The following is a 23,423-nucleotide window of genomic DNA, read 5'->3' on the forward strand; positions in this document are numbered from 1 at the left end:
CCCTGATTTAAGAGAAAGACTTGGCGAAGCTATCAAGAGCGCCCTTGAGCTTGCCCTTGGTATCGTCGCTGATAGCCTTTTCCGTGCGGATGGTGTCGAGGATCGCCTTGCCTTCCGAGCGGAGGTAGGAGAGGAAACCCTGCTCGAACTTGCCGACCTGCGCGACCGGAACCTTGTCGAGGTAGCCGTTGACACCAGCGAAGATCACCGCAACCTGTTCTTCCGTCTTGAGCGGAGAGAACTGCGGCTGCTTCAGAAGCTCGGTCAGGCGGGCGCCGCGGTTGAGCAGGCGCTGCGTGGAGGCGTCGAGGTCCGAACCGAACTGGGCAAAAGCGGCCATTTCACGATACTGGGCGAGTTCACCCTTGATCGAACCGGCAACCTGCTTCATCGCCTTGATCTGGGCGGCGGAACCAACGCGCGAAACCGACAGACCGACGTTAACAGCCGGGCGGATACCCTGGTAGAACAGGTCGGTTTCAAGGAAGATCTGGCCGTCGGTGATCGAGATCACGTTGGTCGGAATGAAGGCCGAAACGTCGTTACCCTGGGTTTCGATGACCGGCAGAGCCGTCAGCGAACCTGCGCCCATTTCGTCGGAGAGCTTTGCAGCGCGCTCGAGAAGACGGGAGTGAAGGTAGAAAACGTCGCCCGGATAAGCTTCGCGGCCCGGAGGACGACGCAGCAGAAGCGACATCTGACGATAGGCAACGGCCTGCTTGGAAAGGTCGTCGTAGCCGATGAGAGCGTGCTTGCCGTTGTCACGGAAGTATTCGCCCATGGCGCAACCGGCAAACGGAGCAAGGTACTGCATCGGAGCCGGATCGGAAGCGGTCGCAGCAACGATGATCGAGTACTGCAGCGCGCCGCGCTCTTCCAGAACCTTGACGAACTGGGCGACGGTCGAACGCTTCTGACCGATAGCGACGTAGACGCAATAAAGCTTGTCGCCATCCGGGCCATTGTCGTGAATGGCCTTCTGGTTCAGGATCGTGTCGAGAATGATCGCGGTCTTGCCGGTCTGACGGTCGCCGATGACGAGCTCGCGCTGGCCACGGCCAACCGGGATGAGAGCGTCGATAGCCTTGAGGCCGGTCGACATCGGCTCATGAACCGACTTGCGCGGAATGATGCCGGGAGCCTTGACGTCAACGCGCGAACGCTTGGCGGCATTGATCGGGCCCTTGCCGTCGATCGGGTTGCCGAGCGCGTCAACGACGCGGCCGAGCAGTTCCGGACCGACCGGAACGTCAACGATAGCGCCAGTCCGCTTTACGGTGTCGCCTTCCTTGATGTCACGGTCCGAACCGAAGATAACCACACCGACGTTGTCGGCTTCGAGGTTGAGCGCCATGCCACGGATGCCGCCCGGAAACTCGACCATTTCGCCGGCCTGAACATTGTCGAGGCCATAGACGCGGGCGATACCGTCACCGACGGAAAGCACCTGACCGACTTCCGAGACTTCCGCCTCGTTGCCGAAATTTTTGATTTGATCTTTCAGAATTGCGGAAATTTCCGCGGCGCGGATATCCATCAGCCAACCTCTTTCAGTGCAAGCTTAAGGGTGGAAAGTTTGGTGCGAAGAGACGTATCGATCTGGCGGGAGCCGACCTTGACGATCAGGCCTCCGAGGATCGACGGATCGACGGTAACGGAAACCGCCACATCCTTGCCGGTAACGCTCTTCAGCGCCGCCTTCAGTTCAGTTTCCTGCGCCTCGTCGAGCGCATGTGCCGAGGTAACCTCGGCGGTGATTTCGCCGCGGTGGGCGGCGGCAATGGTGCGGTAGGCGCGGATCATGCCGGGAACGGCAAAGAGACGGCGGTTATTCGCAACAACCTTGAGGAAATTGAGTGCGAGACCGGCAATGCCGGCCTTTTCGCAGATCGCGGTGATTGCCTTGAACTGATCCTCGGCGGAAAACACCGGGCTCGTAACCAGACGCTTCAAATCGTCGCTTTCGTCGAGAAGTGCGCCAAACTTGTCCAGTTCGGCCTGAACCGCTTCGACCGTACCCGCTTCCAAAGCGAGCTCGAAAAGCGACGACGCATACCTTTCCGCTACACCGGATGTTCCATGGGAGGTGTCTGCCACGGGCACTTTTTCCCTGCTAATCGTCCAAGACCATCAGCGATGGGGCTCCACCGCATCAAATTCTTGAAATCGTTTCAATTTCCCCGAAAAAGACCGGAATTCCCCCCTGCCTTTTCCCAATTTCGCGGTCCGTCTAGCATAGGACGCCGGGACTCGCAACACGCGTAATAGCGGAAAGCGCCGTTTGGGCAAGGGGGAATGCGTTTAAATTTTCCGATTTCGCCCAGGATGCGGCATCTGTGCGTCACAAAAGGCAAAAAGCCCGCCTCAGACCAGCCCGAACACGTAGCTCAACGACAGTGCAGCGAGCAGGAAGTGTACAACCAGAAGTAAGAAATTCCGCATGGTTGCGCCTCCATCGGAGAGTATGGAGAGAATACCGCCGAACACGCTGAGGCCGAAAGCCGCACCGAAGGCGAGATAGACCATGGGCTGCGCGAGAAGCAGGGCGGCGGCGCCGAGACCGAGATAGAACCCGGCAAGCGACGAACGCACGAGTGCATAACCATCCCTGCGCTCACCCGCCGGCTGCAGACCGAAGGCACGCAGCGTAATACCCGGCGCAAACATGAAAAAAAGGCCCATCACCGCCGAAACCACCGCCGCTCCGAAGGCCAGCTGCTCGCCGAACTCGGCGGGAAAATAAAACTCCATCTCGTTCCCCAAATCATTTTGACTGCCTGCTGCGTTATGACACGGTCATGACAGCGGGAAAACGCCCCGGCGGCAAAGTTCAAAGGAAACTTTGCGGATCGATATCGAGCTGCACATGCACGCTGCCGCGCTCTTTCGGGCCATTGGCCAGAAGCGTGCGGAGAAAAGACTGCATGTCGGAATTGCGCCGCCCGTGTACCAGGAGGCGGAAACGGTGGCGGCCGCGGATGAGCGCGAGCGGCGCTTCCGCCGGGCCGAGCAGCATGATGCCGGTAACCTGTGGGGCTGCGGCCCTCAAGCCCCGGGCATGGGTTTCCGCTTCCCCGCGCGTATCGGCGGAAACGATGATCGAGGCAAGCCGTCCGAAGGGCGGCAGAACGGCTTTTTCCCGCTCCACGATTTCCCTTTCGTAGAAGGCCGATGCATCGCCCGAAACGATGGCCTGCATGACGGGGTGCTGCGGCTGATAGGTCTGCAACAGGCCATGGCTCTTCAACCCCGTGCGCCCGGCGCGCCCCGTCACCTGCGACAGCAGCTGAAACGTTCGCTCCGCCGCACGCGGATCGCCATTGGCAAGCCCCAGATCGGCATCGACGATGCCGACAAGCGTCATCAGCGGAAAATTATGTCCCTTGGCAACGAGCTGCGTGCCGATGACGATATCCGCCTCACCCTTGACGATCGCCTCCAGCTCCAGCCGCAGGCGCTTGACACCCATGAGATCGGAGGAGAGCACGATGGTGCGGGCTTCCGGGAAATGTTTCTCCACCTCCTCGGCGATGCGCTCGACACCCGGCCCGCAGGCCACCAGATGATCGAAGGTGCCGCATTCCGGGCAATGGTCAGGCGTCGGCTCGTTGTGGCCGCACTGGTGGCACTGCAATTGATTGCGGAACCGGTGCTCCACCAGCCAGCTGGAACATTGCGGGCACTGGAAACGGTGGCCGCAGACCCGGCAGAGCGTCAGCGGCGCATAACCGCGGCGATTGAGGAAAAGAAGCGCCTGCTCGCCCTTCTCGATGGTCTTGCCGATGCCGCGCAGCAGAACCGGGGAAAGAAACCCTCCCCGTTCCGGCGGATGACGGCGCATATCGACAAGATGCAGATCCGGCATCGCCGCATCGCCGAAACGCGTGTGCAGATGAATGGTGTTGTAACGCCCCGAACTGCCATTGACCTGGCTTTCCACGGAGGGTGTGGCAGACACCAGCACGACAGGAAATTCTGCTATCCGCGCCCTGACGACGGCCATGTCACGGGCATTATAAAAGACGCGGTCTTCCTGCTTGTAGGCGGGATCGTGCTCCTCATCGACGATGATAAGACCGAGATTGTCGAAGGGCAGGAAAAGTGCCGAACGCGCGCCGGCCACCACCTTCACTTCGCCCGTCACCGCCTGCCGCCAGACTTTTTCACGCATGCGCGGTGACAGGTCCGAATGCCATTCCGCCGGTTTCGCACCGAAACGATCCTGAAAACGTTCAAGGAAGGCCGCGGTCAGTGCAATTTCGGGCAGCAGGATGAGAACCTGCCTGCCCTGACGGAGCGTCTCCGCCACCGCCTCGAAATAGACCTCGGTTTTGCCAGAACCTGTGACGCCGTCGATCAGCGAGACATGAAAGCCGCCCTTGCGAACATCCTCGAGTATTTCCGAAGCGGCCTGTTTCTGCGGGCCTTCCAGACGCGGCTCGACATAGTCAGGATCGGGTTCGGCCACGACAGGCGGCGCCGGCAGAAACACCGTCTCGAACACGCCCTGCTTGACAAGCCCATCGATCACGCTGGTTGAAACGCCGGCGGCATGGGCAAGCCCGCTCTTCGTCCAGCCATGCCCCTCTGCCGCCAGTTCCATCACCCGCTCGCGGGCGGGGGTAAGGCGCTCCGGCCGGCCTTCGGTCAGCCGCAGCCCCTCGATCATCGGCTCGGGATCGAAGGCGGCAGGTGCTCTGAGCGCCATGCGGGCCACGAGGCCGGGCGGAGACAGCGTATAGGCGGCGACCCAGTCGACGAAGCGGCGCATTTCCGCCTTCAGCGGCGGGCACTCGAAACTTTTGGTGATGGGCCGCAGCTTCTTCGGATCGACGCTCTTTTCTCCGGCATCGTCCCACACCACGCCAAAGACCTGCCGGGGGCCAAGCGGCACCTGCACGACGGAACCCGTCTCCACCACCATATCCTCGGGCACCGAATAGCTGTAGGGCCCGGGCGCCGGCATGGGCACGAGAACGGGCACCGTGCGCGTGGGCGGCGGCGGGTCGAACAGAGCCCCAAACAGATCGGACGAATCTTTTGCCATGATGTGGCGACCATGCCCCGGAGACAGGAAAAAGGAAACCGCCCGGATGTAGTGGGCGCGCCTTGCAAAGTCCACCTCTTAACCAAATGCTGACCATAAGCGCATAGTTTCGACGCATGGAATGGAGCGCCCCGTGACCGAAATCCTGACATTCGCCCAAGCCGATCTTCTTGACGAGCGCCAGTCCTGGCTCGCCGCCCTCGCCGGCGAACGCCGGCTTTCGGACAATACTGTCGAGGCTTATGAGCGCGATACCCGGCAGTTTCTGACATTCCTGACCGGTTACATCGGCAAACCGGCCTCCATCACCGATATTGCCGATCTGCGTCCGGTCGATCTTCGCGCCTTTCTGGCCAATCGGCGCAAGGAAGGTGCAGGCCCGCGGTCGCTCGGGCGACATCTGGCCGGCCTGCGCTCCCTGCTGCACCACCTGCAGAAAAAGGGTCTCGTCAACGCAGCCGGCGCCACCGCCATGCGCGCGCCCAAACAGCCGAAATCGCTACCGAAACCGCTGACCGACCGGCAGGCGCTGAAAATCACCACGAGCGAAGCGCAACTGAACGACGAACCATGGATCGCCGCGCGCAATGCCGCAGTCCTTTCGCTGCTTTATGGCTGTGGCCTTCGCATTTCCGAGGCGCTCGGTCTTACCCCCGCCGATTTCCCACCCGGCGCCCGCAGCCTGCGCATTACCGGCAAAGGCAACAAGACGCGGATTGTGCCCCTGCTGGCGGTGGTGACGGAAGCCGTCGATACCTACAGGAAGCTTTGCCCCTATGCCCTGTCGGCGGATGAACCCATGTTCCTCGGCGCTCGCGGCGGCAAGCTGCAGCCCGCCATCATCCAGAGGGAAATGCAGAAACTGCGCGGCGCTTTCGGCCTGCCGGAAAACGCCACGCCGCACGCGCTGCGCCACTCCTTCGCCACGCATCTTCTCGCCGGCGGCGGCGACCTGCGCACCATTCAGGAACTGCTCGGCCATGCCAGCCTCTCCACCACACAGGTCTATACCGGGGTCGACACCGCGAGACTGCTGGAAATCTACGACAACGCCCATCCGCGCGCATGAAGCAGGAAATGGTTAACCATAATCATTAACCAGACATCCAAGCCGCCGTTCTATAAGCGAACGACAACCGGATTGGACCGATGCACAGCCTGATAAAACCGCAAAACCTCACCGCCACCCTGATGGGCAAGACCGGCGACGCCCTGCTGTGGCTGCTTGCCGCCCTGCATGTCACCGCCGTCGCAATCCTGCTCATGACCTTGCTTTCGCTGGGGAAAGCGGAAGCTGCGCAGCAGCAGATCACCTGCACCGGCAGCGACATTCTCGTGGAAATGCGCAAGACCGATCCACCGGCCTTCGCAAAGATCGAGCAGGAAGCGGCCGCGATCCCGAACGGCAAGGGCAATTTCTGGCGCATCGAAAAGGCCGGCACGCCCACGTCCTATCTTCTCGGCACCATGCATGTGACCGATCCGCGTGTTCTGGAAATGCCTGCCGCCGCCAGCCCCGCCTTCGAAAAAGCCGCGACGGTAATCGTGGAATCGGACGAAATCGTCGACGACAAGAAGGTCGCGGCCTCGCTGCTGAGCAAGCCCGAACTCACCATGTTTCTGGATGGCAAATCGATCACCGACATCCTGTCGCCGGAAAATGTCGCGCGTCTGGAAAAGGGTCTCAAGGAGCGCGGCATTCCACTGAACGCGGTTTCGCGCATGAAGCCGTGGATGCTTTCGAGCTTCGTCGCCCTTCCCGCCTGTGAGTTCGCCCGCAAGGCCACCGGCCTCTCCTTTCTCGACAAGAAGCTGGCCGAAGATGCCATCGCGGACGGAAAACACCTTGTCGGGCTGGAGACCATGGTGGAGCAGCTGACGGCCATGTCCGAGCTGCCGATGGAATTTCATCTTCAGGCGCTGATCGAAACGCTCGAACTGGGCGACCGCATGGATGACATCATGACAACCATGACCGATCTTTACGTCGCCGGCGATATCGGCATGACCATGCCCATGCTGAAAAGCCTGGACACCAAGAAGGCGGCGGCCGAAAGCGAACAGGGCTATGCCGCCTTCGAACAGCGCATCATCACCGACCGCAACCACGTCATGGCGGAACGGGCAGCCCCCGAGCTTACCAGGGGCAATGTCTTCATGGCCGTCGGCGCACTGCATCTGCCGGGCGAGGAAGGCCTTGTCGAACTGCTGCGCGCGGAAGGCTTTACCCTCACGCGGGTCGATTGACCCGCTCACTCCCGATGCTGACTGGACGGACATTGGCGCAGAACGGCCGCATCGTCGCCGGCACGATGCGGCGGTGAAACGGTCCGACGACAAGAAGATAAAGCCGCCCGAACAGGTTCTTGCGCCTGACGATGGTGGTGATACTCACCATCTGGCGGCTCCCCTTCTCTTCGAGATCGACGACGATCCGGAAATCGAGATGGCGGTCATCGAAACCCAGCACAGTCCGCTGGGGCGTGGAGGAAAGGATGGGAAAACCGCCTGCCGATGTGCCAGCCACCATTTCGACCGTTCTTAAACCGAAAAGCGCCACGACGCGGTTTCGAAGCGCCATGAGGCTGCGGATCCATGCCGGAGGATGATCGAGAAGGAGCCTGCTGACATCGAGTGAGGACGGCTCCGTCGTCACCATCTCTCCCTGATAGCGATCCCGCCAGTCTGCGTCCGGCAATATGTCTTCGATATCCTGCATTCCTGAACCCCGGCCGCACGATGCGGCAAGGGTCACCTTCCTCTTTTTCCGAGGAACCGGAAACGCGACAAACCGCCGCTTAGCCGTGCGTCATGCGCTTCAGGACATTGGTGCGCCAGTAGAACTGGTGAACCAGAACGGCGGCGACGTGACCGGCGATCAACACCCACATCAGCGCCTTGAAGGGACCGGAATGCAACTGTCCCGCCGGCTGAGCGCCGAAGTAATAAGCGGCAATACCGGACAGGGGCAGGACGAGGAACAGGGCATAAAAGGTGAAATGCGCCACCTTCGCCGCAATCTGAAACGGCCTCGGTTCTTCGGCGGGATGCGGCGGCACGCCCTGGAAGAAGCGTAGACAGAGGCGCAGCACCGCGAGCAACAGAATGGTGAAGCCGACATAGGCGTGAATATTGGCCGAAGATACCTGTTCCGGTGTCAGTGTTTCGCCCCGCCGCATCAGTCGGTAGGCATGTTCCATCCCATCGGGAAACAACAGGTTGAAGAAGATCAGAAGCGCCATCGCCCAATGAATGATGCGCTGCGGAACGGTGAAGGAAACTTGACTTGGAAACGCCATTTTATTGCCTTTTATCAAAAGGTTAGACAGGCTGTGGCGCGAGTATGGAAAACCCCGGCCTGCATGGCAAGCCGGGGTTTGGCAGATGACTGAAATTTAATATTGGAGCAGCGGGCTCCAACACCGATTACATGTGGATCGGCTTGAAGAAGGTCGCCAGCGCTGCTTCCTTCACGGCTTCCGACATGGTGGGATGCGCATGGCAGGTGCGGCCCAAATCTTCCGAAGAACCGCCGAATTCCATCAGTACGGTGATTTCGTGGATCATTTCGCCAGCGCCGAAGCCGACGATGTGGCCGCCGAGAACCCGGTCGGTTTCCTTGTCGGCAAGGATCTTCACGAAACCATCCGTCACCTGCATGGCGCGGGCGCGGCCATTGGCGGTGAAGGGGAACTTGCCGACCTTGTAGGCGACGCCAGCGGCCTTCAGCTCTTCCTCGGTCTTGCCGACGGAAGCGATTTCAGGCTGCGTATAGACCACGGCCGGAATGACGTCGTAATTCACATGGCCGCGCTGGCCGGCGAGGATTTCCGCGAGAGCAACGCCCTCGTCTTCCGCCTTGTGCGCCAGCATCGGGCCCTTCACCACGTCGCCGATCGCATAGATGCCATCGACATTGGTCTTGTAGTGACCGTCGATTTCGACGCGGCCGCGGCTGTCCAGCACGACACCGGCTTCCGCAAGGCCGAGACCTTCGGTGTAGGGCTTGCGGCCGGTGGAGATCAGCACGACGTTTGCTTCCAGCGTCTCGGCAGCGCCGCCCTTGACCGGCTCGAACACCACCTTTGCACCGGCAGCGGTCTTTTCAACGGCCGTCACCTTCGCGCCGAGCTTGAAATCGAGACCCTGCTTGGCGAGCAGGCGCTGGGCCTGCTTGGAAACTTCGCCATCCATGCCGCCGAGAATATTGTCGAGATATTCAACGACGGTAACCTTGGCGCCGATGCGCGACCAGACCGAACCGAGCTCGAGGCCGATGACGCCGCCGCCGACGACGATCAGCTTTTCCGGAACCTTGGAAAGAGCGATCGCACCGGTGGAGGAGACGATGACGCTTTCATCGATATCGACCTGAACGCCCGGAATGCCGGCAACATCAGAACCCGTGGCGATGACGATGTTCTTCGCTTCGATCTCCTGCGTCTCACCCTTGTCGTTGGTGACGGAAACCTTGCCGGCGGAAACCACCTTGCCGGTGCCCTGGAAGGCATCGATCTTGTTCTTCTTGAACAGGAAGGACACGCCGTCCACATTGGCCTTCACCACGCCGTCCTTGTGACCCATCATCTTTTCAAGGTTCAGCTTCGGCGCGGCGACTTCGATGCCAAGCGTATCGACACCATGGGCAACATGGGCAAAGGTTTCGGACGCGTGCAGCAGCGCCTTGGACGGGATGCAGCCGACATTGAGGCAGGTGCCGCCATAGGTCGCGCGCTTTTCGATGACAGCGACCTTGAGGCCCAGCTGTGCCGCCTTGACCGCGCAAACATAACCGCCGGGGCCCGTGCCGATTACAACTACATCATATGCCATGTTCGTTTTCCTGATTGATGTCGGGCAAGATACCAATCATTGCCCTGCTTGCGTTTGACCTGAAATTCAGGCCGCTTTTTCCGTTGCGAGTTTTATACCGAGTGCAATGAAGACCACGCCGCTGGTGCGGTCGATCCATTGGCTGGCGCGCTGAAATGCGGCCCGCATGCGCGGCGTCGTCATGAACAGGCTGACGCCGACGAACCACAGGATAAGGCAGCTCGCCATGACGAAGCCGTATCCGAACTTGATGGCGACCGGCGTGTGAGCATGAACCACCGTCGAAAAGATCGACAGGAAGAAAAACACCGGCTTGGGGTTGAGTGCATTGGCGGCAAAACCGAGCGTGAAAGCCTTAAGCGCCGTCTGGCTGCTTTTCGCCTGAACTCCTTCACCTTCAGCGGCGGGCAATTCGGTCTTGCCGGCGCGCAGCGCCTTGATGCCGATATAGATCAGATAGGCGACGCCCAGCCATTTGACGATGTTGAAGAGATAGATCGACTGGGAGATGATGAGACCAAGTCCAAGGATCGTATAGGTGACGTGGAACATCAAAGACGTCCCCACCCCGAAGCTGGTGATGATGGCCTGTTTGCGACCGTGCACCATAGCCTGACGCATCACCATCGCGAGATCCGCGCCGGGCGAGACGATCGCAAAGGAGAAGATCGCCATCAGGGATGCAAGTTCGATGAGATATTGATGCATAGGCTCGACCTCAGATCAGCGCGACAAGCATGAGGACCAGACCGCCAAGGGACACGACCCACGCGATCGACCGCACATAGGGCACGCCTGCCAGATAAAGCGGGATGTAGACGATGCGCGCCATGGTCCATATCCAGCCGCCCGTCAGCCCCCAGCCGGAAGCGTCACCGGCGATCGCAAGAGCGAGAGTGAGACCGACGAAAGCCGGATAGGTCTCGCGAAAATTATCCGAGGCGCGCTGCGCACGTCCAGCAAACACCCCTTTGAGGTCCTGCCGCATATCGCGCGCGCCCGCATTCCACGCAAGGCCGAGTTCCCGCGTGGCGGACATGGCCTGAAGGCAGATATGCAGGAGAAGAAGAATGACGCTGAGCGCCAGCAGGAACACGAAAGGTCCATTCCCGCCGGCCAGGTTTTCCATCCCTCTTCTCCCCTGTTTCAGTCTTAGAGATCAAGAACCAGACGTTCCGGATCTTCCAGGCTTTCCTTGACGCGAACGAGGAAGGTCACGGCTTCCTTGCCGTCAACGATACGGTGATCGTAGGAGAGCGCAAGATACATCATCGGACGGATGACGACCTGACCGCCGATGGCGACCGGGCGTTCCTGAATCTTGTGCATGCCGAGAATGCCCGACTGCGGCGCGTTGAGGATCGGCGAAGACATCAGCGAACCGTAGACACCACCATTGGTGATGGTGAAGGTGCCACCCTGCATGTCGGCCATCCCGAGCGAACCGTCACGCGCTGCCTTGGCGAGGCGGCCGAGTTCCTTTTCGACACCGGCGATGGAGAGCTGGTCGGCATCACGGATGACGGGAACAACGAGACCCTTGTCGGTGCCGACAGCCATGCCGACGTGACAATAGTTCTTGTAGATGATGTCCGTGCCGTCGATTTCAGCGTTGACGGCGGGCAGTTCCTTCAGCGCGTGGGTCACGGCCTTGGTGAAGAAGCCCATGAAGCCGAGCTTGACGCCGTGCTTCTTCTCGAACACGTCCTTGTAACGGTTGCGCAGGTCCATGACCGCGCTCATGTCCACCTCGTTATAGGTGGTGAGCATGGCGGCGGTGTTCTGTGCGTCCTTCAGGCGACGGGCGATCGTCTGGCGCAGGCGGGTCATCTTGACGCGCTCTTCGCGAACGGCATCCTGCTCCGCGGAAACCGGGCGGGGGGCAGCAGCCGGAGCCGGTGCGGCGGCCGGTGCCGAAACGCCCTTGGCGACAGCGGCGAGAACGTCACCCTTCAGAACCTGACCGCGCTTGCCCGAACCGTCGACCTGATCGGCGGACAGGTTGTTTTCAGCAAGCAGCTTGCCGGCGGCAGGTGCGGGCGGCATGGAGCCGGTTGCCGGTGCGGCAACGGCGGCAGGCGCCGGTGCGGCAGCTGCAGCAGGCTTTGCCGGTTCGGCAGCCGGTGCAGAGGTTGCAGCGCCGGCAGCACCTTCGGCGATCTGGCCGAGAAGCGCGTCGAGACCGACAGTTTCGCCGTTCTGCGCAACGATTTCGGTGAGAACGCCGGACGCAGGCGCCGGGACTTCGACGGTAACCTTGTCGGTTTCCAGTTCAACGAGCGGTTCGTCGGCCTTGACGGTGTCGCCGACCTTCTTGAACCAGGTGCCGACGGTCGCTTCGCTGACGGATTCGCCGAGGGTTGGTACGCGGATTTCAGTGGCCATGATCTAGTTCCGTTATTCAGGTGTCTTTTTTGCGGGGCGATGCGGGAGAGTTTTCACTCTCCCAGCGCGTCTTCCAGAAACGCAGCAAGCTGCGCCAGGTGCTTGGACATCAGGCCGGTCGCCGGAGAGGCGGCAGCCGGACGGCCCGTGTAACGGACCTTCTGGTACTTGGCGTCGATATGCGCCAGAACCCATTCCAGGTAAGGATCGATGAACGACCACGCACCCATGTTCTTCGGCTCTTCCTGGCACCAGACCATTTCCGCATTGCGGAAGCGCGACAGCTCGTTGATGAGCGCCTTGGCCGGGAACGGGTAAAGCTGTTCGATACGCAGCAGATAGATATCGTCGATACCGCGCTTTTCGCGTTCCTCAAGCAGATCGTAATAGACCTTGCCCGTGCACATGACGACGCGGCGAATCTTCGAATCCTTCTGCAGCTTGATCGGGCCGTCCTTGATGACTTCAGCATCGTCCCACAGGAGACGGTGGAAGGAGGACTCGCCTGCAAGCTCGGCCAGCGAAGAGGTGGCGCGCTTGTGACGCAGCAGCGACTTCGGCGTCATCAGGATCAGCGGCTTGCGGAAGTCGCGCTTCACCTGGCGGCGCAGGATGTGGAAGTAGTTGGCCGGCGTCGTGCAGTTGGCAACCTGCATGTTGTCTTCGGCGCACATCTGCAGCCAGCGCTCCAGACGGGCGGACGAATGTTCCGGGCCCTGACCTTCATAACCATGCGGCAGAAGGCAGACGAGACCGGACATGCGCAGCCACTTGCGTTCACCCGAAGAGATGAACTGGTCGAACACCACCTGCGCGCCGTTGGCGAAGTCGCCGAACTGGGCTTCCCAAAGGGTCAGCGCATTCGGACGGGCCAGCGAGTAGCCATATTCGAAGCCGAGAACGGCTTCTTCCGAAAGCATCGAGTTGATGACTTCGTAACGGGCCTGCGTCGGCGAAAGGTTGGCGAGCGGAATATAACGCTCTTCGGTCTCCTGATCGTAAAGGACCGAGTGACGCTGCGAGAAGGTGCCGCGTTCGCAATCCTGACCGGAAAGACGAATCTTGTGGCCGTCGGCAACGAGCGAACCGAACGCAAGCGCTTCCGCCATTGCCCAGTCGATGCCTTCACCCGTCTCGACCATCTGCGAGCGGTTTTCCATGAAGCGTTGGATCGTGCGGTGGGCGCTGAAACCTTCCGGAATGGTCGACAGCTTCTTGCCAATTTCCTTGAGCTGCTTCATCGGCACGCCGGTCTTGCCGCGACGCTGCTCATCGGCATTGTCGGCGGCGCGCAGACCCGACCACTGACCGTCCAGCCAGTCGGCCTTGTTCGGCTTGTAGGACTGGCCTGCCTCGAATTCCTGCTCGAGATGGGCGCGCCAGTCGGCCTTCATCTTCTCGAATTCGCCTTCGTTCATCAGGCCTTCCGCGATCAGGCGGTCGGCATAAATACGCGCGACTGTCTTGTGACCACGGATAACCTTGTACATCTTCGGCTGCGTGAACGCCGGCTCGTCGCCTTCGTTATGGCCGAAGCGGCGGTAGCAGAACATGTCGATGACGACAGGCTTGTGGAACTTCATGCGGTATTCGGTCGCAACCTTGGCCGCATAGGTAACTGCTTCCGGATCGTCGCCGTTGACGTGGAAGATCGGCGCTTCGATCATCTTGGCGACGTCGGACGGATAGGGCGACGAACGCGAGAAGGCCGGGTTCGTCGTGAAGCCGATCTGGTTGTTGATGATGAAGTGCATGGTGCCGGCAACGCGGTGACCGCGCAGACCGGAAAGGCCGAGAATTTCGGCAACCACGCCCTGACCCGCGAAAGCGGCATCGCCGTGCAGCAGCAGCGGCAGCACCTTGGCGCGTTCGGAAAGCGGAATGATGTCGCCGTCCCACACCTTGGCCAGCTGGTCCTGCTTGGCGCGGGCCTTGCCCATGACAACGGGGTTGACGATTTCAAGGTGCGACGGGTTGGCCGTCAGCGACAGGTGAACCTTGTTGCCGTCGAATTCGCGGTCGGAGGACGCACCGAGGTGGTACTTCACGTCGCCGGAACCCTCGACATCGTCAGGCTTGAACGAACCGCCCTTGAACTCGTGGAACACGGCGCGGTGCGGCTTGCCCATGACGTTGGTCAGAACGTTCAAGCGGCCACGGTGGGCCATGCCGAGAACGACTTCTTCCAGGCCTTCCTGCCCGCCGCGCTTGATGATCTGCTCGAGCGCCGGGATCAGCGATTCACCGCCATCGAGGCCGAAACGCTTGGTGCCCTTGAAACGCACGTCGAGGAACTGCTCGTAACCTTCGGCTTCGACCAGCTTGGACAGAATGGCCTTCTTGCCTTCAGCCGTGAAGGCGACGCCCTTGTCCGGACCTTCGATGCGCTCCTGAATCCAGCCTTTTTCTTCCGGGCTGGACATGTGCATGAATTCAACACCGATGGTGGAGCAGTAGGTGCGCTCCAGAATATCGATCATTTCACGCACGGTCGCATATTCGAGGCCGAGCACGTTATCGATGAAAATCTTGCGGTCGTAATCGCTTTCTTCGAAGCCGTAGGACTTCGGCGAAAGCTCGTTGTAATCCTCAACCGCGACCGCGATGCCGAGCGGATCGAGCTTGGCATGCAGGTGACCGCGCATGCGGTAGGCGCGGATCATCATGATGGCGCGAACGCTGTCACGGGTCGCCTGCAGCACTTCGGCTTCGCTGACCGGCTTGCCGGTATCGGCGCTCTTGGCCTCAGCCTTCGCCTGAACCTTTTTCTCGATGGCCTTTTCGACCGTGGCCCAGTTGCCATCAAGTGCGGAAACCAGTTCGCCATTCGCCGGGATCGGCCAGTTGGCGCGCTTCCAGGAGGCGCCCTTGGCCGCCTTCTTCACATCTTCCGGGTTATCGGACAGTGCCTTGAAGAAGCTCTGCCACTCCGGCGACACGGAAGAGGGGTCCTCTTCGTACCGGGCATAGAGCTGCTCGATATAGGCTGCATTCGCGCCGTCCAGAAACGACGTGATCTGAAACTGCTCGTTCGCTTCTTGCCTTGCCATTGTGTTCTTGCGGACTTGTCCGTCCGCCTCCTCGATGCCGTTAGGGCCGTTCGCCGGCCTGCCGCTTTGATTATTGCTGTCTGCCGCCGGGGCGGTATGCCGTTCTGTCTGTCGTTCCTTGCGGCATCGGGCAGCGTGGCATTGAAGCCACGCCGCCCGTTACCGATGTCATGTGGTCTCAGCCCTTGAGGACTTCAACCAGCGTCTTGCCGAGGCGCGCCGGGGAAGGCGACACCTTGATGCCGGCCGCTTCCATGGCTGCGATCTTGGACTCTGCGTCACCCTTGCCGCCGGAAACGACAGCGCCGGCGTGGCCCATGGTGCGGCCCTTCGGAGCCGTACGGCCCGCGATGAAGCCGGCCATCGGCTTCTTGCGGCCCTTCTTGGCTTCGTCGATCAGGAACTGCGCCGCATCTTCTTCAGCCGAGCCGCCGATTTCGCCGATCATGATGATCGACTGCGTGGCTTCGTCGGCGAGGAACATTTCCAGCACGTCGATGAACTCGGTGCCCTTGACCGGGTCGCCGCCGATGCCGACAGCCGTCGTCTGGCCGAGGCCTTCGTTGGATGTCTGGAACACGGCTTCATAGGTGAGCGTGCCCGAACGCGAAACGATACCGACCGAACCCTTGCGGAAGATGGAGCCCGGCATGATGCCGATCTTGCATTCTTCCGGCGTCAGGATACCCGGGCAGTTCGGGCCGAGCAGGCGCGACTTGGAGCGGTCGAGGCGAGCCTTGACGCGAACCATGTCCATGACCGGGATACCTTCGGTGATGCAGGTGATGAACGGAATTTCCGCGTCGATGGCTTCGATGATGGCGTCTGCTGCACCTGCCGGCGGAACGTAGATCACGGATGCGTCTGCACCGGTCTTTTCCTTGGCTTCGGCAACCGTTGCGAAGATCGGCAGGCTCTCGCCCTTGGAGCCGGTCCACGTTTCGCCGCCCTTCTTCGGGTGAATACCACCAACCATCTGCGTGCCGTAATAGGCAAGCGCCTGTTCGGTGTGGAAGGTGCCGGTCTTGCCGGTCAGACCCTGAACAAGGATCTTCGTGTCTTTATTAACAAGAATAGACATTATTTCCGGTCCCTCAATTAGCCGTTGATCGCCGCGACGATCTTCTTGGCTGCGTCGTCCAGATCGTCAGCAGCCGTAATCGCAAGGCCAGATTCGTTGAGAAGCTTCTTGCCAAGTTCGACGTTGGTGCCTTCGAGGCGAACAACGAGCGGAACCTGCAAACCGACTTCCTTCACCGCGGCAATCACGCCTTCGGCGATGACGTCGCACTTCATGATGCCGCCGAAGATGTTGACGAGGATACCCTCGACCTTCGGGTCGGCCGTGATGATCTTGAAGGCTGCCGCAACCTTCTCCTTGCCGGCGCCACCGCCGACGTCGCAGAAGTTAGCCGGCTCTTTGCCGTAAAGCTTGATGATGTCCATCGTCGCCATGGCAAGACCTGCACCATTGACCATGCAGCCGATGTTGCCGTCGAGCGCCACGTAAGCGAGGTCCCACTTGGAGGCTTCGATTTCCTTGGCGTCTTCTTCGGTCTCGTCGCGCAGCGCCTTGACGTCGTCATGGCGGAACAGCGCGTTGCCGTCGAAGGACATCTTGGCATCGAGAACGCGCAGATGGCCATTTTCCATGACGATCAGCGGGTTAACCTCAAGGAGAGCCATGTCCTTCTCGTTGAAGGCCTTGTAGAGGATCGGGAACAGCGCCTTGGCGTCTTCGGCTGCAGCACCCTCAAGCTCGAGAGCCTTGGAGATCGCGGCAACGTCAGCGTCGCTTACACCCTTTTCCGGGTTGATGGCGATGGTGTGGATTTTCTCGGGCGTGTCGTGGGCGACAGCTTCGATGTCCATGCCGCCTTCCGTGGAAACCACGAAAGCAACCTGGCCGACGGAACGATCAACCAGCAGCGAGCAGTAAAGTTCGCGGGCAATGTCGGCACCGTCTTCGATGTAGAGACGGTTGACCTGCTTGCCGGCTTCACCGGTCTGCGCCGTTACCAGCGTGTTGCCGAGCATGTCCTTGGCGTGGGAAACGACTTCGTCGATGGACTTCGCCAGACGAACGCCGCCCTTGGCGTCCGGGCCGAGTTCCTTGAACTTGCCCTTGCCGCGGCCGCCAGCATGGATCTGGCTCTTGACGACGTAAAGCGGGCCGGGAAGCTGCTTGGCGGCAGCTTCGGCTTCTTCGACCTTGAGAATGGCGACGCCTTCAGCAACCGGCGCGCCGTAGCCCTTCAGAAGAGCCTTGGCCTGATATTCGTGAATATTCATGGAATAATCCCTGTTTGGAGCCGCTAGGCTATTACTTCAGCGACGGAGCGATGTTGACGCAGGCTTCGCAAAGACCAGCGACAGCGCCGACGGATTTCTGGAAGGCGGCTTCTTCTTCCTTGTTCAGTTCGATCTCGATGATGCGCTCGATACCACCGGCACCGATGATGGTCGGCACGCCGACATACATGTCGTCGACGCCATACTGGCCCGAGAGGTGGGCAGCGGCGGGCAGAACGCGCTTCTTGTCCTTGAGGTAGGATTCAGCCATTTCGATTGCCGAAGCAGCCGGCGCATAATAGGCCGAACCGGTCTTCAGCAGGCCGACGATTTCCGCACCGCCGTCACGGGTGCGCTGGATGATCTGCTCAAGGCGCTCGGCGGTCAGCCAGCCCATCTTGACGAGATCGGTCAGCGGAACGCCGGCAACCGTGGAGTAGCGAGCGAGCGGCACCATGGTGTCGCCGTGGCCGCCAAGAACGAAGGCGGTGACGTCTTCAACCGAAACGTTGAATTCTTCGGCGAGGAACAGGCGGAAACGGGCGCTGTCGAGAACGCCGGCCATGCCGACGACCTTGTTCTTCGGCAGGCCGGAGAACTTCTGCAGCGCCCAGACCATGGCGTCGAGCGGGTTGGTGATGCAGATCACAAAAGCGTTCGGGGCATATTTCTTGATGCCGGCGCCGACCTGTTCCATGACCTTGAGGTTGATGCCGAGAAGATCGTCGCGGCTCATGCCCGGCTTGCGGGCAACGCCAGCGGTGACGATGCAGACGTCTGCGCCTTCGATGGCGGCGTAATCGGAAGCGCCGGTGAGCTTTGCATTGAAGCCTTCAACCGGGCCGGACTGGGCAATATCCAGACCCTTGCCCTGCGGGATGCCGTCGGCAATATCGAAGAGGACGATATCGCCCAGTTCCTTCAGGCTGGCGAGATGCGCCAGCGTGCCGCCGATCATGCCAGAACCAATAAGTGCAATTTTTTTGCGAGCCATCGAATGCTTCCTCTTGAGCTTCAATTCAATTTCACCGCGCCAAACCGGCAGCCAAATTGTCGCACTCCGATTAGCCCCATTGGCTAAAATTGGCAACAGATTCTTTTCCGGTGAATATTTTCAATCGTTTAGATAATTATTTTCTTACGTAAACGTAAGAAAATACGTCACGAAAGTGTCAAACTTTCTGGCGTTTTTCGTGGTGCAGCGCCAGATAATCCGCACTGCGCATTTCAAACAGGCGCGAGGCGGTGCGATCGAACTCGAAACCTTCGGTCCCCTTGCGCTTGCCGAGCAGCTCTTCCGGCATGGCGGCAGCGGAGGCAAAAAGCCGGACGCTGTGGTCATAAAGCGCATCGATGAGGATGATGAAACGCTTGGTCTCGTTGCGCTTGTCCGCGTTCAAGAACGGGATATGATCGATGAAGACCGTGTCGAAACGATTGGCGATGGCAAGGAAGTCAGAAGCCCCAAGCGGCTTTTCGCAAAGATCGGAAAAGGAAAAACGGGCAACGCGGCCGCTGGCGCGCGGCACCAGAATGGAACGGCCCTTCATGGGTATCTCGGTCGGTGCAACGAGGTGACCGGCAATCATGTGCCGCCAGGCCATGTCCATCGCCTGATCCGCCGAACCGTCGAGCGGCGTGACATAGACGGGCAGGCTTTCCAGCTTCTCCATTCGGTAGTCGGTGGGGCTGTCCAGCGTCACCACCTCCACATGCTTCTTCAGGAGATCGACGAAGGGCAGGAACAGGCCGCGATTGAGACCATCCTTGTAAAGATTGTCCGGCACGACGTTGGAGGTCGTCACCAATGTGCAGCCATTGGCGAACAGCTCGCTGAACAGCCGCGCAAGAATCATCGCATCGGCAATATCCGTGACCGTAAATTCGTCGAAGCATAAAAGCTCAGCCTCCGCCAGGAGCTGGGCCGCAACGGGCGGAATCGGATCGGCCTGTTTGGTTTCGCCATTCTTCAGCTTCTGCCGATGCGCATGCACACGATTATGCACATCCGCCATGAATTCATGAAAATGGCAGCGCCGTTTGGAGGAAACCGGCGCCATCTCATAGAACATGTCCATCAGCATCGTCTTGCCGCGGCCGACACTGCCATACACATACAGCCCCTTGACGAAGGCGGCAGGCCCGGACTTACGCGCAAACATCCAGCCGAGCGCGCTCTTCTTCTTGGCGGGCTTGCGTGCCTTCAGATCGGCAAGGATACGGTCCAGATGCGCCGCCACGCCAAGCTGGGCAGCATCGGCCTGCAAGGTGCCAGCTGCCGTCAATGCGTTGAGCTGTTCAACGACACTATGATTGTAATCGGGCAAGGGCTTCATGGATAAACGCCTCGGACGCGGGCGCACAAAGGCACCCGCGACGAATGGACAGGCTTAGAGCGAAAAGAGCGTTCCGGCTGCACCGGATAGACTCATCGGCTGAGGCTGAGCGGCTGGCCGCTATTGGTGGTGCCATCGAAGCGCGCATCGGCGCTCTTGTAGACGCGGCCAATCGTGTCACCCGAACGGTTCTTGAAGAGAACCATCTTGCCGGACACTTCCCAGGACCCCATCGCCGTCAGCTCGCCCGCGCAACCGCGCGTGCCGCCACGCGAGCCGCTGCCGAGATTGGTGAGCGTCAGGAACATGTCGCAATTGGCGCCGCCATTGGAAACGCGCCAATTGCCGACCATGGATTCCTTGGTAACGTCAAGTGCGGCCGCCGGCGGAGCGGCAGAAGCGACATTGGTTCCACCGGGGGCCGCCGAGGGAGGTGCCGACGGGAACTGGCCGCCCGTGGCGCCACCGGGCGGCGGCAGGGCGCCGGACTGCACGGAGGGGACCGGCTGCGCCTGCAAAGGCGGCGTATAACCGGGATTGTTGCTGCCGTTGTTGTTGTAATCGTAGGAGGTACGTTGGCAACCGGCGAGAGTCATCACAACCGCAAGGCCCGTCACCACATATCTGAATTGCATATCAAGCTCCCGATTCTCTCGCTTCCGGAAAGATCATGATCAAACAAGAAGGCTGAATTATTACCAAAGCCTTATCTTGCGCAAGCGATGGCCGGGATAATTACCATTTCGGTCGATTTTTACCGAATTTTCCCACGCCGGGTTGTAAAAAGGGCCGCGGTCGAGACCGCGGCCCGCTAGATTTTTGTCGTCAGCGAATCGCCTTTAAACGCGGCGCTCGACCATCATCTTCTTGATTTCCGCGATCGCCTTGGCCGGGTTCAAGCCCTTCGGGCAGGCCTGCGCGCAGTTCATGATGGTGTGGCAGCGATAGAGACGGAACGGGTCCTCGAGATTGTCGAGACGCTCGCCCGTTGCCTCATCGCGGCTGTCGATCAGCCAGCGATAGGCCTGCAGCAGAACGGCGGGACCGAGGTAACGGTCGCCATTCCACCAGTAGCTGGGACAGGAGGTGGAGCAGCAGGCGCAGAGAATGCACTCATAAAGACCGTCGAGCTTCAGGCGGTCCTCATGGCTCTGCTTCCACTCCTTGGCGGGCGTCGGCGAAACCGTCTTCAGCCAGGGCTCGATGGAGCGATGCTGGGCATAGAAATTCGAAAGATCGGGAACGAGGTCCTTCACGACAGGCATGTGCGGCAGCGGATAAACCTTCACCGTGCCGTTGATCTCTTCCATGCCCTTGGTGCAGGCGAGCGTGTTGGTGCCATCGATGTTCATGGCGCAGGAACCGCAAATGCCTTCGCGGCAGGAGCGGCGCAGCGTCAGCGTCGGGTCGATATTGTTCTTGATGTAGAGAAGCGCATCCAGAACCATCGGTCCGCAATCATCGACGTCGATATAGAAAGTGTCGATGCGCGGGTTCTGGCCGTCATCCGGGTTCCAGCGATAGATGCGGTATTCGCGCACATTCTTGGCGCCGTCCGGCTTCGGCCAGACCTTGCCTTCGCTGATCTGGGAATTCTTGGGGAGAGCGAGTTCAACCATATCCAGTTCCTCAAATCAGTAGACGCGCGCCTTCGGCTCGATCTTTTTCGGATCGATGCCGTCGGCGATGAGGTCGGTGTGAACCGGGCGGTAGTCGAGCTTGACGTCGCCTTCCGGGCTGACCCAGGCAAGCGTGTGCTTGCGCCAGTTCACGTCGTCGCGACCGGCGAACGGACCGTCGACGAAATCCTCGCGGGCGTGCGAACCGCGGCTTTCCTTGCGCGCTTCCGCGCCATAGACCGTGGTGATCGCGTTGGCCATGAGGTTGTGCAGCTCAAGCGTCTCGACCAGATCGGAGTTCCAGACCATCGAACGGTCCGTGACCTTGACGTCAGGCAGTTCCTTCCAGATGGCGGAAAGACGCTGGCAACCGCTTTCCAGCGATTCCTGCGTGCGGAACACGGCCGCATCGTCCTGCATGGCGCGCTGCATCTTGTCGCGCAGCACAGCCGTCGGCGTCGAGCCATTGGCGTAACGCAAGCTGTCGAAGCGCTCCATGATCCTGTCGCAGGCAGCCGTATCGAGAGCGGGAACAGCCTCGTCACGATTGATGACCTGAGCGGCGCGGATCGCGGCTGCACGACCGAAGACCACGAGGTCGATCAGCGAGTTGGAACCAAGGCGGTTCGCGCCGTGCACCGAGGCGCAGCCGGCTTCGCCAACAGCCATCAGGCCGGGCGCGATGCGCTCCGGGTTGTTGGCATCGGCATTCAGCACTTCACCCCAATAGTTGGTCGGAATGCCGCCCATATTGTAGTGAACCGTCGGCAGGACCGGGATCGGCTCGCGGGTCACATCGACACCGGCAAAAATCTTCGCGCTTTCGGAAATGCCCGGAAGACGCTCATGCAGGATCGCCGGATCGAGGTGATCGAGATGCAGGAAGATGTGGTCCTTGTTCTTGCCGACGCCGCGGCCTTCACGGATTTCCATCGTCATGCAGCGCGAGACAACGTCACGCGACGCAAGGTCCTTGGCGGAAGGCGCATAACGCTCCATGAAGCGCTCGCCTTCGGAGTTGACGAGATAACCGCCTTCGCCGCGCGCGCCTTCGGTAATCAGGCAGCCTGCGCCGTAAATACCGGTCGGGTGGAACTGAACGAATTCCATGTCCTGAAGCGGCAGGCCAGCGCGGGCGATCATGCCGCCGCCGTCGCCGGTGCAGGTATGGGCCGAGGTCGCCGAGAAGTAGGCGCGGCCATAACCGCCGGTCGCCAGCACCACCATCTTGGCGGCAAAGCGATGGATTGTGCCGTCATCGAGGTTCCAGGCGACGACGCCGGTGCAGCGGCCATCCGGAGACATGATGAGGTCGAGCGCGAAATATTCGATGAAGAATTCCGCATTGTTACGCAGCGACTGGCCATAAAGCGTGTGCAGAATGGCGTGGCCGGTACGGTCGGCGGCGGCGCAGGTGCGCTGCACCGGCGGGCCTTCGCCGTAATTCTGCATGTGACCGCCGAACGGACGCTGGTAGATCTTGCCTTCTTCGTTGCGCGAGAAAGGCACGCCGTAATGCTCCAGCTCATAGACCGCTTTTGGCGCCTCCATGGCGAGATATTGCATCGCGTCGACGTCACCCAGCCAGTCGGAACCCTTTACGGTGTCGTAAAGGTGCCACTGCCAACAGTCGGGCGTCATGTTGGTGAGCGATGCGGCGATGCCGCCCTGCGCCGCAACCGTGTGGGAGCGCGTCGGGAAAACCTTGGTGATGCAGGCCGTGCGGAAGCCCTGTTCCGCCATGCCGAGCGTTGCGCGCAGACCCGCGCCGCCGGCGCCCACCACGATCACGTCATAGGAGTGATCGACATAGGTGTAGGCCTTGCCATTCTGGGAAGGTGAACTGATCGATGCCATGGCG

The 23,423-nt window shown here is 60.5% G+C and carries 20 protein-coding genes; 2 read left to right on the forward strand and 18 right to left on the reverse strand.

Features of this window, described 5'->3' with window-relative positions:
• Positions 1 to 7 precede the first annotated feature (7 nt).
• From atpA to ACIK7D_RS21580, 4 genes are all read right to left on the reverse strand, one after another.
• Positions 8 to 1,537 carry a F0F1 ATP synthase subunit alpha gene (gene atpA, locus ACIK7D_RS21565; RefSeq protein ID WP_080815683.1) on the reverse strand — a complete coding sequence of 510 codons (1,530 nt, stop codon included), beginning with the start codon at positions 1,535 to 1,537 and terminating at the stop codon, positions 8 to 10.
• Complete coding sequence (locus ACIK7D_RS21570; RefSeq protein ID WP_400157320.1) at positions 1,537 to 2,103, reverse strand: F0F1 ATP synthase subunit delta; 567 nt, start codon at positions 2,101 to 2,103, stop codon at positions 1,537 to 1,539. The genes atpA and ACIK7D_RS21570 overlap by 1 nt, the downstream gene beginning before the upstream one ends.
• Positions 2,104 to 2,364: 261 nt before the next feature.
• Positions 2,365 to 2,751 carry a phage infection protein gene (locus tag ACIK7D_RS21575; protein WP_003523527.1) on the reverse strand — a complete coding sequence of 129 codons (387 nt, stop codon included), beginning with the start codon at positions 2,749 to 2,751 and terminating at the stop codon, positions 2,365 to 2,367.
• A 79-nt stretch (positions 2,752 to 2,830) separates the two neighbouring features.
• A complete protein-coding gene (locus tag ACIK7D_RS21580; protein WP_400157321.1) occupies positions 2,831 to 5,047 on the reverse strand; it encodes a primosomal protein N' in 2,217 nt (738 codons plus the stop codon).
• Between the two features lie 121 nt (positions 5,048 to 5,168).
• Here ACIK7D_RS21580 and ACIK7D_RS21585 point away from each other — a divergent pair, with 121 nt between their 5' ends.
• A complete protein-coding gene (locus tag ACIK7D_RS21585; RefSeq protein ID WP_127756562.1) occupies positions 5,169 to 6,116 on the forward strand; it encodes a tyrosine recombinase XerC in 948 nt (315 codons plus the stop codon).
• Positions 6,117 to 6,196: 80 nt separating this feature from the next.
• Positions 6,197 to 7,294 (forward strand): TraB/GumN family protein, encoded by a 1,098-nt coding sequence (locus tag ACIK7D_RS21590; protein WP_400157322.1) that lies wholly within the window; start codon positions 6,197 to 6,199, stop codon positions 7,292 to 7,294.
• Here the strand turns inward: ACIK7D_RS21590 and ACIK7D_RS21595 are convergent.
• From ACIK7D_RS21595 to sdhA, 14 genes are all read right to left on the reverse strand, one after another.
• Positions 7,278 to 7,766, reverse strand: coding sequence for a DUF2867 domain-containing protein (locus ACIK7D_RS21595; protein ID WP_400157323.1), 489 nt, complete (start codon positions 7,764 to 7,766; stop codon positions 7,278 to 7,280). The genes ACIK7D_RS21590 and ACIK7D_RS21595 overlap by 17 nt on opposite strands.
• A gap of 79 nt (positions 7,767 to 7,845) precedes the next feature.
• Entirely contained in the window at positions 7,846 to 8,346 is a 501-nt protein-coding gene (locus tag ACIK7D_RS21600) for a cytochrome b (RefSeq protein ID WP_137004049.1), read from the reverse strand.
• A 127-nt stretch (positions 8,347 to 8,473) separates the two neighbouring features.
• Complete coding sequence (lpdA, locus tag ACIK7D_RS21605) at positions 8,474 to 9,880, reverse strand: dihydrolipoyl dehydrogenase (protein ID WP_400157324.1); 1,407 nt, start codon at positions 9,878 to 9,880, stop codon at positions 8,474 to 8,476.
• Positions 9,881 to 9,946: 66 nt separating this feature from the next.
• On the reverse strand, positions 9,947 to 10,588 hold the full coding sequence (locus ACIK7D_RS21610; protein ID WP_120947543.1) for a LysE family translocator: 642 nt from the start codon (positions 10,586 to 10,588) through the stop codon (positions 9,947 to 9,949).
• A gap of 10 nt (positions 10,589 to 10,598) precedes the next feature.
• Positions 10,599 to 11,009, reverse strand: a complete 411-nt coding sequence (locus tag ACIK7D_RS21615; RefSeq protein ID WP_127756558.1) for an MAPEG family protein — start codon at positions 11,007 to 11,009, stop codon at positions 10,599 to 10,601.
• 23 nt (positions 11,010 to 11,032) lie between these two features.
• Positions 11,033 to 12,265 (reverse strand): 2-oxoglutarate dehydrogenase complex dihydrolipoyllysine-residue succinyltransferase, encoded by a 1,233-nt coding sequence (gene odhB, locus ACIK7D_RS21620; RefSeq protein ID WP_035263525.1) that lies wholly within the window; start codon positions 12,263 to 12,265, stop codon positions 11,033 to 11,035.
• A 53-nt stretch (positions 12,266 to 12,318) separates the two neighbouring features.
• Positions 12,319 to 15,315 carry a 2-oxoglutarate dehydrogenase E1 component gene (locus ACIK7D_RS21625; protein ID WP_080815669.1) on the reverse strand — a complete coding sequence of 999 codons (2,997 nt, stop codon included), beginning with the start codon at positions 15,313 to 15,315 and terminating at the stop codon, positions 12,319 to 12,321.
• Positions 15,316 to 15,493: 178 nt separating this feature from the next.
• On the reverse strand, positions 15,494 to 16,396 hold the full coding sequence (gene sucD / locus ACIK7D_RS21630) for a succinate--CoA ligase subunit alpha (RefSeq protein ID WP_127756557.1): 903 nt from the start codon (positions 16,394 to 16,396) through the stop codon (positions 15,494 to 15,496).
• 17 nt (positions 16,397 to 16,413) lie between these two features.
• On the reverse strand, positions 16,414 to 17,607 hold the full coding sequence (gene sucC, locus ACIK7D_RS21635; protein ID WP_400157325.1) for an ADP-forming succinate--CoA ligase subunit beta: 1,194 nt from the start codon (positions 17,605 to 17,607) through the stop codon (positions 16,414 to 16,416).
• A 31-nt stretch (positions 17,608 to 17,638) separates the two neighbouring features.
• Positions 17,639 to 18,601 (reverse strand): malate dehydrogenase, encoded by a 963-nt coding sequence (gene mdh, locus ACIK7D_RS21640; protein WP_003523512.1) that lies wholly within the window; start codon positions 18,599 to 18,601, stop codon positions 17,639 to 17,641.
• Between the two features lie 178 nt (positions 18,602 to 18,779).
• Positions 18,780 to 19,943: a cell division protein ZapE gene (zapE, locus tag ACIK7D_RS21645; protein WP_400157326.1), complete on the reverse strand. Its 1,164-nt coding sequence runs from the start codon at positions 19,941 to 19,943 to the stop codon at positions 18,780 to 18,782.
• 92 nt (positions 19,944 to 20,035) lie between these two features.
• Positions 20,036 to 20,578 carry a protease inhibitor Inh/omp19 family protein gene (locus ACIK7D_RS21650; RefSeq protein WP_400157327.1) on the reverse strand — a complete coding sequence of 181 codons (543 nt, stop codon included), beginning with the start codon at positions 20,576 to 20,578 and terminating at the stop codon, positions 20,036 to 20,038.
• A 204-nt stretch (positions 20,579 to 20,782) separates the two neighbouring features.
• Positions 20,783 to 21,562 (reverse strand): succinate dehydrogenase iron-sulfur subunit, encoded by a 780-nt coding sequence (locus tag ACIK7D_RS21655; protein WP_080815660.1) that lies wholly within the window; start codon positions 21,560 to 21,562, stop codon positions 20,783 to 20,785.
• Positions 21,563 to 21,577: 15 nt separating this feature from the next.
• Positions 21,578 to 23,419 (reverse strand): succinate dehydrogenase flavoprotein subunit, encoded by a 1,842-nt coding sequence (gene sdhA, locus ACIK7D_RS21660; protein WP_174057456.1) that lies wholly within the window; start codon positions 23,417 to 23,419, stop codon positions 21,578 to 21,580.
• Between the last annotated feature and the right edge of the window lie 4 nt (positions 23,420 to 23,423).

The sequence above is a fragment of the Agrobacterium sp. P15N1-A genome (assembly GCF_044626815.1).
In the GTDB taxonomy this organism is placed as follows: domain Bacteria; phylum Pseudomonadota; class Alphaproteobacteria; order Rhizobiales; family Rhizobiaceae; genus Agrobacterium; species Agrobacterium leguminum.